Annotated in this window: 10 protein-coding genes; 9 read left to right on the forward strand and 1 reads right to left on the reverse strand. The window is 75.1% G+C overall.

Translation table 11 applies throughout. The features are described 5' to 3' along the window. The first annotated feature begins 224 nt into the window (after positions 1-224). The 9 genes from ACFY00_RS31935 to ACFY00_RS31975 all read left to right on the forward strand — a co-directional run bounded on the left by ACFY00_RS31935 (position 225) and on the right by ACFY00_RS31975 (position 11,652). Positions 225-1,634: a sensor histidine kinase gene (locus tag ACFY00_RS31935; protein ID WP_388036017.1), complete on the forward strand. Its 1,410-nt coding sequence runs from the start codon at positions 225-227 to the stop codon at positions 1,632-1,634. Then, a complete protein-coding gene (locus tag ACFY00_RS31940; RefSeq protein WP_388036019.1) occupies positions 1,586-2,254 on the forward strand; it encodes a LuxR C-terminal-related transcriptional regulator in 669 nt (222 codons plus the stop codon). Before ACFY00_RS31935 ends, ACFY00_RS31940 begins: the two co-directional genes overlap by 49 nt. Positions 2,255-2,608: 354 nt before the next feature. Continuing rightward, positions 2,609-4,186 carry a DUF2637 domain-containing protein gene (locus tag ACFY00_RS31945; RefSeq protein WP_388036021.1) on the forward strand — a complete coding sequence of 526 codons (1,578 nt, stop codon included), beginning with the start codon at positions 2,609-2,611 and terminating at the stop codon, positions 4,184-4,186. Between the two features lie 149 nt (positions 4,187-4,335). Continuing rightward, positions 4,336-5,619 (forward strand): DUF6986 family protein, encoded by a 1,284-nt coding sequence (locus ACFY00_RS31950; protein ID WP_388036024.1) that lies wholly within the window; start codon positions 4,336-4,338, stop codon positions 5,617-5,619. 129 nt (positions 5,620-5,748) lie between these two features. Next, on the forward strand, positions 5,749-6,396 hold the full coding sequence (locus ACFY00_RS31955) for a YigZ family protein (protein ID WP_388036027.1): 648 nt from the start codon (positions 5,749-5,751) through the stop codon (positions 6,394-6,396). 282 nt (positions 6,397-6,678) lie between these two features. Further along, a complete protein-coding gene (locus ACFY00_RS31960; RefSeq protein ID WP_388036031.1) occupies positions 6,679-8,196 on the forward strand; it encodes a hypothetical protein in 1,518 nt (505 codons plus the stop codon). A 206-nt stretch (positions 8,197-8,402) separates the two neighbouring features. Beyond that, on the forward strand, positions 8,403-10,190 hold the full coding sequence (locus tag ACFY00_RS31965) for a restriction endonuclease (protein ID WP_388036034.1): 1,788 nt from the start codon (positions 8,403-8,405) through the stop codon (positions 10,188-10,190). Positions 10,191-10,248: 58 nt separating this feature from the next. Further along, positions 10,249-10,686 carry a DUF6278 family protein gene (locus tag ACFY00_RS31970; protein WP_388036037.1) on the forward strand — a complete coding sequence of 146 codons (438 nt, stop codon included), beginning with the start codon at positions 10,249-10,251 and terminating at the stop codon, positions 10,684-10,686. 228 nt (positions 10,687-10,914) lie between these two features. Beyond that, positions 10,915-11,652: a ZIP family metal transporter gene (locus ACFY00_RS31975; protein WP_388036152.1), complete on the forward strand. Its 738-nt coding sequence runs from the start codon at positions 10,915-10,917 to the stop codon at positions 11,650-11,652. An 84-nt stretch (positions 11,653-11,736) separates the two neighbouring features. On the opposite strand, the gene ACFY00_RS31980 is transcribed toward ACFY00_RS31975, so the two are convergent. Further along, entirely contained in the window at positions 11,737-12,678 is a 942-nt protein-coding gene (locus ACFY00_RS31980; RefSeq protein WP_388036040.1) for a LysR family transcriptional regulator, read from the reverse strand. Between the last annotated feature and the right edge of the window lie 68 nt (positions 12,679-12,746).

Genomic DNA, 12,746 nt, shown 5'->3' on the forward strand with positions numbered 1-12,746 from the left:
GACCCTGTGGGAGAGTAGGACGCCGCCGAACAATCTTTGTGGGAAAGCCCCCTGACGGGAAGTCAGGGGGCTTTCTCGCGTTTCCGGACCGGAAGCGCTCCTCACCAGGGGGGTGGTCCTAGGTCCACCCCAAAGAGGGGTGACACGGCCAATGTGCCGACCCTGGTGCCGAGGGGAGACTGGGGAGCGTTCGGGGACGGTTTCGACTTCTCGGGGAGTGGGCTTTGACGACGACGGTGTGGTTCGGCGGTGGGGCCGACCGGTCCGTGTTGGGTGAGCGGGCGCGGGTGGCGGTGCGGGCCGGGGGGCAGGCCGCGGTGATGACGCTGGCGGCGGGCGCGGGGGTGGTGGTGCCGGTGGCGGCGGCGTTGTGTGCGGCGCTGCTGGCCGTGGCGCTGTTCGATCATGGGCCGTTGGCGCTTTACGCGGCGGTGCCGAGTGCGGTCGTGGCGGGGGTGTCGGCGCTGTACTGGTTCGTGCGGCGGGGAGCGGTGTGGACGCGGCAGCGGGTGGAGCGGGAGGCCGGCGAGCGGTGGGGGGTGGTGTATTCGGCCCGGGAGCCGTTGGAGCGGGACGAGCGGGGGTTCTGGTGGACGGGGGTGTCGTACCACCGGCGGCGGGAGGTGGCGTGGTTGGTGCAGTCCGTGCGGTGGGCGGTGCGGGACCACCAGGTGCAGCGGGAGGGGGTGTGGTTGCTGGCCAACCCGGTGGCAGTGGTCGTGCTGCTGGGGGTGCCGATGGCAATGATGTGGGGCGGGCTGGTGTTCGCGCTCACGGCGACGGTGGATTCGCGGATTTTCTTCGGGTTGTACAGCAAGCCGGTGAGCCTGCTGTTCTCCGGGTTGATCGGTGGGGTGCTGATGGTGGCGGGGCTGGCGGCGATGCCGTGGGCGGTGCGGATGCACGGGGCGTTCGCGTGCCGGGTGCTGGGGGGTGGGCCGCAGCCGAGCCGGGCTCAGCTGACCGAGCGGGTGGCGCAGTTGACGGAGACCCGGGCGGACGCGGCGGACGCGCAGGCGGCGGAGCTGCGGCGGATCGAGCGGGATCTGCACGACGGGGCGCAGGCGCGGCTGGTGTCGATCGGATTGACGTTGGGCACGATCGAGCACCTGATGGTCACCGATCAGGCGGCGGCCCGTGAGCTGTTGGCGGAGGCCCGGGCGGCGTCGGCGAAGGCCCTGCAGGAGTTGCGCGACCTGGTGCGGGGCATCCACCCGCCGGTGCTGGCGGAACGCGGACTGCCGGATGCGGTGCGCGAGTTGGCGCTGACGGCGGTGGTGCCGACGGAGGTGGCGGTGGCCCTGCCGGGGCGTCCGGAGGCGGCGTTGGAGACGGCGGTGTACTTCAGCGTGAGCGAGTTGCTGGCGAACGTGGCGAAGCACGCCCGGGCCCGGCAGACCTGGGTGGACGTGGTGTACCGGGCCGGGCGGCTGCGGGTCGTGGTGACGGACGACGGGAGCGGGGGTGCGCGGATGGAGGCGGGCGGTGGCCTGCGGGGGATCGAGAAGCGATTGGGTACGTTCGACGGGACGATCTCGCTCGACAGTCCGGTGGGCGGGCCGACCACGATCACGATGGAGCTGCCGTGCGCGTTGTCCTCGCCGAGGACCTCTACCTCCTCCGCCAGGGGTTGACCCGGCTGTTGGAGGCCCACGGGTTCACCATCGCGGCGGCGGTGGAGACCGGGCCGGACCTGTTGGCGGCGCTGCTGTCGGAGCGGCCGGACGTGGCGGTGGTGGACGTCCGGCTGCCGCCGACGCTGACCGACGAGGGGCTCCAGGCGGCGTTGGCGGCGCGCCGGGAGATCCCGGGCCTGCCGGTGCTGGTGCTGTCGCAGCACGTGCTGCAGCTGTACGCGCGGGAGCTGCTGGCGGACGGGACGGGCGGGGTGGGCTACCTGCTCAAGGACCGGGTGTTCAACGCGGACCAGTTCGTGGACGCGGTGCGGCGGGTGGCGGCGGGCGGGACGGCGATGGATCCGGACGTGATCGGTCGGCTGCTGCAGCACACCGCCGGGTCCGAGCCGCTGCAGCGGCTGTCGCCGCGGGAGCGGGAAGTGCTGGGGCTGATGGCGGAGGGCTGCTCGAACTCGGCGATCGCGGCGCGGTTGACGGTCAGCGACGGGGCGGTGGCCAAGCACATCGCCAACATCTTCGGGAAGTTGGAGCTCGCGCCGACGGAGGACGGCAACCGGCGGGTGCTGGCGGTGCTGGCGTACTTGAACGGTGCGGCGGAGCGGTCGGCGGCCGGCTGAGCCGGAGGGCGGAACGGGACGGGCGGAACGGGACGGAGGCGAGCGGCGGCGGGCAGCGGGGCCGGGCGGGTGCGGGTGGTGGTGTGGACCAGTGGAGGTGTGGTGGCGATCGGAGGGCGTGGTCCGGGCTGGCGACAAGGGGGAACGCCCGTGCGAGTAGTATCCGGTGGGCCGAGTCTGTCGACGGCGCACCGGCATCGTGTCACGGCGCGATGACGTGCAGCGTGCGCCCCGGGGCGGGGACGTGTACTCGGCGGCTACAGGTCGTATACGGCAGCTGCCGAGTCCCAGGGGTTGATCTAACGAATGGCACGTCCTTCCCTTACCCGCGCGCACCGGGCACTCCTGGGTGTGGTGGCCGTCGGCGCGTGCGTGATCTCGGGCATCGGTTTCGCGGGGTCCTACAACTCGGTGCGGGACCTCGCGATGGAGAAGGGCTTCGGCACCTTCTCCTACGCCTTCCCGATAGGCGTCGACGCGGGCATCGTGGTGCTGCTCTCGCTGGACCTGGTGCTGACCTGGCTGCGGATCCCGTTCCCGCTGCTGCGGCAGACGGCGTGGCTGCTGACCGCCGCGACGATCGCGTTCAACGCGGCGGCCTCCTGGGGCGACATGCTGGGCATGGCGATGCACGCGGTGATCCCGGTGCTGTTCGTGGTCGTGGTCGAGGCCTCGCGGCACGCGGTGGGGCGGATCGCGGCGATCACCGCGGACCGGCACATGGAGTCGGTGCGGCTGATGCGCTGGGTGCTCTCGCCGGTGCCGACGTTCCGGCTGTGGCGGCGGATGAAGCTCTGGGAGCTGCGCTCGTACGACGAGACGGTGCGGCTGGAGCAGAACCGGCTGGTGTACCGGGCGCAGCTGCGGTTCCGGTACGGGCGGGGGTGGCGGCGGTCGGCGCCGTTCCAGGCGCTGTTGCCGCTGAAGCTGGCGAAGTACGGCGTCCCGCTGGACCCGACGGTGCTGGACCGGATCGACGGCCCGCTGGTGGTGGCGTCGGGCGGTGCGTCGGCGGTCGAGCAGGAGGTGCCGGCGGTGCACGGCGGTCAGGTGACGCACGCTCAGCAGGCGGTGCCGGGCCGGGCCTTGGGTGCGCCCCAGCCCCAGCCCCAGCAACAGCAGCCCCAGCAACAGCAGCTCCAGCAGCAGGCGCAGGCTCCGGCCCAGGCGGTGCCGCAGGTGTCGGCGGCGGTGGCGGTGCCGACGCTGGCGAAGCTGGCCGCGCTGCGGCTGCGCGACCAGCAGGACCCGGAGGCGGCGCAGGCCGCGCCGGTGATCGACTCGTCGGCGGAGCTGAACGTGTGGACGGCCCGTCCGGTGCGCTCGCACGTGGCGCAGCCGGACCAGGTGCACACGGCGCGGGTGCCGGGACAGGCGTCGCCGTGGTTCAAGGCGCCGCGTCCGAGCAGCCCGGAGGACGCGGCCCGTCCGCACTCGGGGTACCAGCCGCCGCGGGCCGAGGCGTACGCCGAGCCGGGCGGTCGGCCGGAGGAGTACCGGCCGGAGGAGTACCGGCCGGAGGCGAACGGGCACGCTCACCCGAACGGGCACGCCCGGGCTGCGGGTCCGCAGCAGCAGCCGGTGCAGCAGCAGGGGCCGGCGGAGTCGGAGCAGGTCCTGACGGTGGGGCGTCCGGTGCGGCTGGACGCGATGATGGCGCCCGAGCCGGAGCCGTTCGAGGCGCAGGACGTCCCGGCGCGCCGCCCGCTGCCGGGCGGGGTGGAGCCGCTGGACGCGGACGAGTGCTTCGACGCGCTGGTCAGCTACATGGAGGAGAACCAGCGGCACCCCGACGAGCGCCGGTTCGCGGAGTACCTGACCCAGCGCGGCGTCCCGGGTTCGCGGCCGGACGGCGGGGTCGCCGTGAAGGACGTGGAGAAGGTCTGGCAGGACCTGCAGGAGCGGTACATGGAGTCGGGCCGCGGGGAGTGACCCGCGGCGCCGTTCGGAGATCACCACAAAAGCGCGATGGCCGTCCGCCGGTTCTTCCGGTCGGGCGGCCATTGACGGTTCCGCGGGGCCGCCACTACCTTCGCATCAACAAATTGTTGAAGTCGTGCGCTGAGTGGAGGAGCCCCCGGATGTCGCAGCCAGCCCAGGTCGGTGCCGACCGGTCCGTCTCGTTCTCGGACGCCGCCCGGTCGGCCGTCGAGGCGCTGCTGGCGCCGGTGGACGCCGAGTTGACGCGCCGTTACCCGGGCGAGCCCGGCTCCCGGCAGCCGGTGCACACGGTGTACGTGCCGGCCGACGCGTTCGGGGCGGACACCGTCCGGGAGTGGGGCGCGCAGGCGCTCGCCGCGTTCGACGAGCACGCCGGTACGCCGGGGCGGCTCGCCGAGGCGCTCGGGGTCGCGGACGACACCCTGCTGGCCGACGTGCACGCCCGGGTGCGGGCCAAGCTGGAGCGCGAGCCGATCGAGGACCTGCGGATCGACTTCGAGGACGGCTACGGCCCGCGCCCCGACGCCGAGGAGGACGCCGAGGCCGTCCGGGCCGCGCACCTGGTGGCCGCGGCGGTCGCCGACGGCAGCGCCCCGCCGTACGTCGGGATCCGGATCAAGTGCATGGAGGCCCCCGTCCGGGCCCGCGGCATCCGCACCCTGGAACTGTTCCTGGGCACCCTGCTCGCCGCGGGCGGCCTGCCGGACGGGCTGGTGCTGACCCTGCCCAAGGTCACCCACGCCGCCCAGGTCACCGCGCTGGTGCGGCTGCTGGAGGACTTCGAGCGGCGGGCCGGGCTGCCCGCCGGGCGGATCGGGTTCGAGATCCAGATCGAGACCACCCAGGCGATCCTCGGTCCGGACGGCCGGGCCACCGTCGCGCTGATGATCGAGGCCGCCGAGGGCCGCGCCACCGGCCTGCACTACGGCACCTTCGACTACAGCGCCGCCTGCGGGGTCAGCGCGGCCCACCAGAGCATGGACCACCCGGCGGCCGACCACGCCAAGGCCGTCATGCAGGTCGCCGCGGCCGGCACCGGCGTCCGGCTCTCCGACGGCTCCACCAACGTCGTCCCGACCGGCACCACCGAGCAGGTGCACGCCGCCTGGCGGCTGCACCACGGCCTGGTCCGCCGCTCGCTGGCCCGTGCCTACTACCAGGGCTGGGACATGCACCCCGCTCACCTGCCCACCCGGTACGCCGCCGTCTACGCCTTCTACCGCGAGGGCCTGGCCGCGGCCTGCGCCCGGCTCGCCGCGTACGTCGCCAAGACCGGCGGCGACGTGATGGACGAGCCCGCCACCGCCCGCGCGCTCAGCGGCTACGTGCTGCGCGGCCTGGACTGCGGCGCCGTCGACCTCGCCGAGGTCACCGAGCGCACCGGCCTCGACCGCGCCCGGCTCAACGCCCTGGCCGGGCGTTGAGCCGGAGGCCGAGCCGGACGCTGAAGCGGGCGCTGAGCCGGGTGCCGGACGGCGGGGCATAGGCTGGGCGGCGGGACCGGCGCAGGGCCGGGCGCCGAGACGAGACCGACAGCGGAGAGCACCAGCGCCATGGCGGAGCCGAGCCCCAAGCCGTACCTGACCGTCCGGGGCTCCGGCAGCCACGAGCTGGAGATCAAGAAGTCCAGGTTCGTCTGCCACCTGGCGCGGGTCGCCGACGAGGACGAGGCACAGGCCTTCATCGCGGGCGTCCGCAAGCAGTACTGGGACGCCCGGCACAACTGCACCGCCTTCGTGGTCGGCGGCGAGCAGCCGCGCGAGCGTTCCAGCGACGACGGGGAGCCCGCCGGGACGGCCGGGGTGCCGATGCTGGAGGTGCTGAGGCGGCGCGGGGTGACCGACACCGTCGCCGTGGTGACCCGCTACTTCGGCGGGATCAAGCTCGGCGCGGGCGGCCTGGTGCGGGCGTACGGGGCGGCGGTGTCCGAGGCGCTGGACGAGGTCGGGCTGCTGGAGCGGCGCCCGGTCGCGCTGCTGTCGGTGGCCGTCGACCACACCCGGGCCGGGCGGCTGGAGAACGACCTGCGGGCGGCCGGGTACGCGGTGGCCGGGCTGGAGTACCTGGCGGAGGGGGTGCGGATCGAGGTGGGCGTCCCCGAGCCGGAGACAGCGGAGTTCCACACCTGGCTGGCCGAGGCGACCGGCGGGTCGGCCGCGGCCGCCCCGGCGGGGCGGACCTTCGTCGAGGTCGAGGTCTGAGGCCCGGTCAGTTCCCCCGGGGAGAAGCCGCGGCGATCCCGTGGAGAACTCGCGGAAGGCGCCGGGGACGCGTGCATCGATCGCGGGCGGGCGGGTAGCAGAGGCGGCACCGGTGACGTTCCCGTTGCCGCCCGATGACACTCGATCGAAGGAAACGGGCCCGGATGCGGAACTTCCGCTCCTGATCGTTTCGTCTCCTAGACAGCAGGAACAACGATTCGCCACCGACCTCCGGGAGGAGGACTCGCAGAGCCCAGCACCGCACCACGGGAGGTTCCGCGCATGCCCACCGACCACGCCCAGCCGCCGTACCGGCTGACGGCCGCGACACCCCGCCCGCACCACGAGACCGCCGCCCTCGTCGACCAACTGCTCGCCGACTGGCTGAAGTCGGAGGGCCACGAGGAGCCCGCGCCCCGCGAACGGCAGGCGCCGCCCGAGCGACTACGGCTCGGCGAGCGGGTCCTGCTGGACCGTGACGGCGGCCCGCTGCCCGGCCACGGCCCCGGCGCCCGCTACAGCCGCCGCAGACTGCGCACGCCCGCCGTTCAACCCGGTACCGACCAACTGACCCTCACCCTGGCCTCCGACCGCGTCGACGGCCCGACCCGGCTGCGGATCGAGGCCGAGCACCTCCCCGCCGGGCCCACCGCCGTCCCGCCCGGACGGGTGCCCGTACCCGACCTGGTCCGCCGCCTGCTGCCGCTGCTCGACGCCGCCGAGGGCCCGGTGCCGCTGACCGTCGCGCCGCGGCTGCTGGCCCCCGGCGACCTGGACGACCTGATCGACGAACTCTGCGACCCCGAACGGCAGTTGCCCACCGTGGTGGCCAGCGTGCCGCCCGCCGTGCCGGTCGAGCAGTGGCAGTGCCAGGTGCTCGACCCGCTGCTGCGCCAGCTCCCCGGCCTGGCCTCGCTGTACGTGCTCGGGCACGCCGCGCTGCCCCGGTTCAACCTGGCGCTGGAGTACCACAAGGTGTACGGCGGCGCGGTGCGCACCTTCCTGCCCGAGGTCGACCCGGCCTCCCGGACCGACGCCGCCCGCCACCCCGTCCTGCCGCGCGGCCGGATCGACGAGAACCCGCGCCGCGCCGCCGCCCTGCTGGCCCGCGAGCCGCGCCGGATCGCCGCCGAACTGCCGCTGCCCGCCCCGCTGGACGCCGTCCCCGCCCTGTGGCTGCCGCCCGAGGTCCGCAAGGCCCCCGCCGCGCCCCGGGCCGTGGCCGAGCGCCCGCCGGTGCAACTGGAGCGCTGCCGGCTGCGGATCGAGCTCCCCCGCGAACCCCGCGAGCCGCGCCGGTCCCGCTGCGGCACCGGCCCCGCCAGCTTCGGCGAACTCGTCGACCGCTTCGGCGAGTTCCCGCTGCTGGAGTACACCGGCGACAGCAAGGAGACGCTCGCCCTGGACGGCCAGAGCGAGGCCGACGGCTGGGCCCGGCTCACCTGGGAGGGCCTGACCGCGCTCCAGGAGTACGCGGCCGCGGCGGTGCGCGGCGAGGCGGGCGGCGACTTCAAGCAGTGGTGCGAGCACACCCCGCCCGGCTGCCACCGCTTCCCGCCGCGCAAGGCCGTCCGCGGCGAGTCCCGCACCGTCGCCAGCCACGGCAAGTGGAAGCGCCAGCGGATGCTGCCCGTCCCCCCCGTCGTCGACTCCTCCTGCCGCGCGTTCATGGGCGCCCACCTGCGGATCGGCGGCGGCGGCACCGCCCCCCGGGTGCACTACCTGGACGACTGCTCCGGCAGCGGCCGGATCTACGTCGGCTACATCGGCCTGCACCTGACCAACACCCGCACCAACTGACCGCCCCCGACCGCCCCTCCCGGGGGCCGGTGCCGCACCGGCCCCCGCGGGACGCGACCGAGCGGACGTCAAGGGTCGGCCAAACCACCGGTGTTGGCCGCCCGGACGCCCCGGACGGGGGACAATGCTGCTCGGGCCCCGCCGCGGCGGCCCGCCGACGTGCGCCGGGGCACCGGACGACCGGACGAGCAGGGGGAAGACCGCCGATGCAGCATCCAGCCGAGGGCAGCACCGACGTCGCCGCCACGGCGCTCCAACCCGGGTTCCTGGCCTCGCTGTTCCGCGAACTCGGCGCCGACGAGGACGACGAGAACGAGGGCGAGAACGAGGTCCGCGACGAGGCCCGGGCGGAGGAGCCCCCCGGCGGCCGCAACCGGGCGCGGCTCCGGGACCGCGCACCGGACCACGTCTGGGGCCGCGCCACCACCCCGCCCCCGCCCGTGGTCCCGCCGCAGCCCGGACCGGTCGAGCCGCCCGCCGCCGCGGACGCGGACGGCACGAACGACGTGAACGACACGAACGACGTGAACGGCACGATCGACGCGGACGACCCGGTCGCCGCCCACGGTCGCGCCGCCGCGCTCACCCACCACCGCACCCTCGCCGTCCAGGCCGAGCACCGGCAGTTGGCCGACCTGCTGCGCCGGGCCGCCCAGCCGGTCTCCGCGATGGACTTCGAGAGCCAACTGCGCAGCTACCAGCCCCGGCCCTTCCCGGACGCCGCCGCGGAGAGCGAACCCGAGCCCGCCTGGGCCGACTTCGCGCCGCCCGAGCCCGTCGGCGCCGACCCCGACCAGCCGCGCTCGCGCCGCCTGCTCGACTCCGGCTACCAGCGCGAACTCGCCCAGGCCCGGCTGCGCCACCAGCGCGCGCTGCGCGAGTGGCGCACCCGGCAGGCCGAACTCGCCGACAGCGGCGCGATCGCCGCCCGGCAGGCCCACGAGGAGGCCGAACGGGCCCGGGCCCGGGCCGTCCAGGAGTACAACGACAGCCTGGAGGAGTGCCGCCGCGCCTACCGGCAGGCCGAGCCCGCCGCCGTCGAATCGCTGCTGGAGCGCGCCCTGGCCGCGGCCGAGGGCGCCACCCGCGACCTGCCCGCCCCCTGCCGCGCCGTGTTCCGCGCCCTCACCCGCACCGCCGTCCTCGACCTCGACCTGCCGCCGCTGGACACCGTCCCCGCCCTGACCGGCTACCGGCTCACCGACACCGGCGAGGTCGCACCCGTGCCCCGCCCCGCCGCCGACGTCCGCACCGACTACCTGCGGCTGGCCGCCCGGCTCGCGCTGCGCGCCCTGCAGGCCGCGGACGCCGTCGACACCGACGAGGTGCTGTCCGGCGTCGTCCTGAACGGCTGGCTGCGCGTCCCCGGGCAGCCCCCGCAGTGCCTGCTCAGCGTCGACGCCGACCGCGACGCGCTGGCCCGCACCCGACTCGTCCCCGACGCCGGTCACCTCGGCGACGAGGGCGCGGACGGCGGCGTCTACGCGGAGGCCGAGCACGACGAGTCGCTGCTGCGGCTGCGCGCCCTGGCCGCTGTGATCAGCCCCGACCCGTACGCGGGCGAGGCCGTCCAACCCTGGGGCAGCGCCTCCTCCGCGGTGCCCGCGCTTGGCGAGCTGTCGCCCGGCGAGTTCGCCCTGCTGGTGCGCGCCGTCCTCACCGCGGGCGGGCTGCGGGACTGGAGCGTGCGGCTGCGCGGCCCGGCCGGCCTGGTCGCCACCGCCGAGGGCGACCCCGGCAGCGGACTGCCCGGCCGCTGGGTGGTGTGGGCCTCCCGCGGCCCCGGCCCCGTCACCGCCGAGGAGATCGCCACCCTCGCCGAGGCCGTCCGCGAGGAGGGCGCCGACCGCGGCCTGCGGATGACCTGCGGCCGCTTCACCGACGAGGCGCTCGACCTCACCGGCGAGGAACGCCACCAGCGCATCCACCTGATCGACGGCCCCGGCATCCGCGAGCTCGCCCGCACCCACCTGGAACTGCCGCTGACCCTGTGAGGCAGGGAAACGGCGGGTTCGCCCGGCGGACGGCCGGACGGGCTGTCAGGCTGGGGGAGTGGAGAACCGATTCCCCGGTCACCGGGACGAGCGGCGCGCGGCCGCGCGGGCGACCCGGCCGGTGGCCGAGCAGGACCGCGAGCTCGCGATGGCCGAGATGTACGCCGAGTGCGGGCTGCTGCGCGAACTCGCCGACTCCTCCGGCGTCCGCCTCGACGACACCGTCGACTCGCTGACCGCCCTCGACCAACTGCTGCCCCGCTGGCGCGACGACCCGCAGGTGTCCCAGTGGCTCGGCACCGACGCCGGGCTCTACCTCGGCACGGTGATCCGCCGCCAGGTGCCCGACGCCCGCTGGCGGCTGGCCGCCGACGGGCGCCCCCTGATGGTGCTCGGCACCGGCTTCGAGCTCGACGCCACCGCGATCGGCCGCGACTGGGCCGAGCAGGGCGCCCCGCAGCTCGCCGCGGTCTACCGGGCGGCCAGCGACGGCTGAACGCCGCGCCCCGCGCCCCGCGGCTCCCGGACGTCACCCCGACGGGCCGTCCCGGCGGCGCGCCGCCGGGCCCTCCCGCAGGCTGGTCGCAGGGCCCGGCACCGTCCGGCCCGGGCCGGACGGACTGGATGCCCGTGGGCAGCGGTCAGCACAGCCGTCCGGCCCCCGGCACCGTGACGGGGGAGGCCGAAACTGACCGCCGTGCTGGTCGCCGCGGGCGCGTTCCTGATGACCCTGGTCGGCGGGTTCGTCGCCCAGCGCACCGGGGACCGCCGCCACCTCGTCCTCGGCCTCGCCGCCGGGCTGATGCTCGGCGTGGTCGCCTTCGACCTGCTCCCCGAGGCGATGCAACAGGCCCCGCAGCAGGTCCACGGCGTCCCCGCCGCGCTGCTGATGTTCGCCGGGGGCTTCCTCGCCATCCATGTCGTGGAACGCGCCGTCGCCATCCACCGCGGCCACGAGGGCGAGTACGCGGCGCACAGTCACGGCCACGCGCACGCGCACGGGCACGAGCACGGCGAGCGGCAGCGCGAGCAGGGGGTCGGGATCGCGGCCGCCTCCGCGCTGGTGCTGCACAGCATGATGGACGGCTTCGCGATCGGCGCCGCGTTCCAGGCCGGGACGACGGTCGGCACGGTCGTCGCCGTCGCCGTCGTCGCGCACGACTTCGCGGACGGCTTCAACACGTACACCCTCACCCGGCTGTACGGGAACAACCGGCGGCGGGCCGTCGCGCTGCTGTTCGCCGACGCGCTCGCGCCCGTCACCGGGGCCGGGATCACGCTGCTGTTCACCATCCCGGAACAGCTGCTCGGGCTCTACCTCGGCTTCTTCGGCGGGTTCCTGATGTACCTGGCGACCTCCGACATCCTGCCCGAGGCGCACAGCCCGCACCCGTCGAAGGGCACGTTGGCGTGCACGCTGTTGGGGGTGGGGTTCATGTGGTTGGTGGTGGGGCTGGCGTGAAGGGGCGGTAGGAGGGTGCCTCCGGCGGGGGGAGGGGAAGGGGGAGGGCGGGCACGTTGGCGTGCACGCTGCTGGGGGTGGGGTTCATGTGGTTGGTGGTGGGACTGGCGTAGGGGCGGAGCCGTCGGGCAGGGCGTTCCAGTGGCGGCGCAGGGCCGTGAGGGTGGCGGTGACGGCGGGGCGGCGGGAGGTCTGGGTGCGCCAGAGGGCGTGGACGCGGCGGACGGGTTCGGGGGTGACGGGGCGGGCGGTGGTGCCGGGCGGGAGGGGGCCGCGGCCCAGGCGGGGGATCAGGCCGAGGCCGAGTCCGGCGGCGATCAGGGCGAGCTGGGTCTGGAACTCGCCGACCTGGTGGGCGACGTCCGGTTCCTCGCCGGTCTCCCGCATGGTGCGCAGCAGCCAGTCGTGGCAGATGTTGCCGGGCGGGACGCTGATCCAGCGCTGACCGCGCAGCGCCGTCACCGGGACGGCGTCCAGCGCGGCCAGCGGGTGCGCGACGGGCAGCAGCAGGTCGACCGGGTCCTCGCCGAGGTCGAGCCGGTCGACCCCGGGCTGCACCGGCAGCGGGACGGTCGCCCAGTCCTGCACGACCGCCAGGTCGACCTCGCCGCGGGCCACCAGTTCGGCCGCCGGGTACGGGTCGCTCTCCAGCAGGCGGACGTCCAACTCGGGACAGGTGTCGTGCAGTTCGGCCAGGACGGCGGGCAGCAGGCCGCGCGCCGCAGTGGGGAAGGCGGCCACCAGCAGCCGTCCGACCGCCCGGCCGCGCTGCTCCTCCAACGTCACCTCGGCCTGCTCGACCAGGCTCAGGACGCGCCGCGCGGTGTCGGCGAGCTGCCGGGCGGCGTCGGTCAACTGGACGCCCCGGCCCTGGCGTTCGAGCAGGACGGTGCGGGTCTCGCGTTCGAGCTTGGCGATCTGCTGGGAGATCGCGGAGGGGGTGAAGCCGAGGGCCGCGGCGGCCCCGCCGACCGAGCCGTGCACGGCGACCGCGTGCAGGGCGCGCAGGCGTCCCAGATCCATCATGGGTCCATGATGCGGCAACGGTGAAGCATTGCTGAACGGTCCGGTTGAGGAAAGGTCGCTGGTGCTGA

The sequence above is a fragment of the Kitasatospora sp. NPDC001540 genome (assembly GCF_042894345.1).
GTDB classification, from domain to species: domain Bacteria; phylum Actinomycetota; class Actinomycetes; order Streptomycetales; family Streptomycetaceae; genus Kitasatospora; species Kitasatospora phosalacinea_C.

Coding starts and splice junctions, on each gene's coding strand:
- ACFY00_RS31975 (WP_388036152.1), top strand. CDS start 10,915: ATGACCCTGGTCGGCGGGTTCGTCGCCCAGCGCACCGGGGACCGCCGC.
- ACFY00_RS31960 (WP_388036031.1), top strand. CDS start 6,679: ATGCCCACCGACCACGCCCAGCCGCCGTACCGGCTGACGGCCGCGACA.
- ACFY00_RS31950 (WP_388036024.1), top strand. CDS start 4,336: ATGTCGCAGCCAGCCCAGGTCGGTGCCGACCGGTCCGTCTCGTTCTCG.
- ACFY00_RS31955 (WP_388036027.1), top strand. CDS start 5,749: ATGGCGGAGCCGAGCCCCAAGCCGTACCTGACCGTCCGGGGCTCCGGC.
- ACFY00_RS31965 (WP_388036034.1), top strand. CDS start 8,403: ATGCAGCATCCAGCCGAGGGCAGCACCGACGTCGCCGCCACGGCGCTC.
- ACFY00_RS31980 (WP_388036040.1), bottom strand. CDS start 12,678: ATGATGGATCTGGGACGCCTGCGCGCCCTGCACGCGGTCGCCGTGCAC.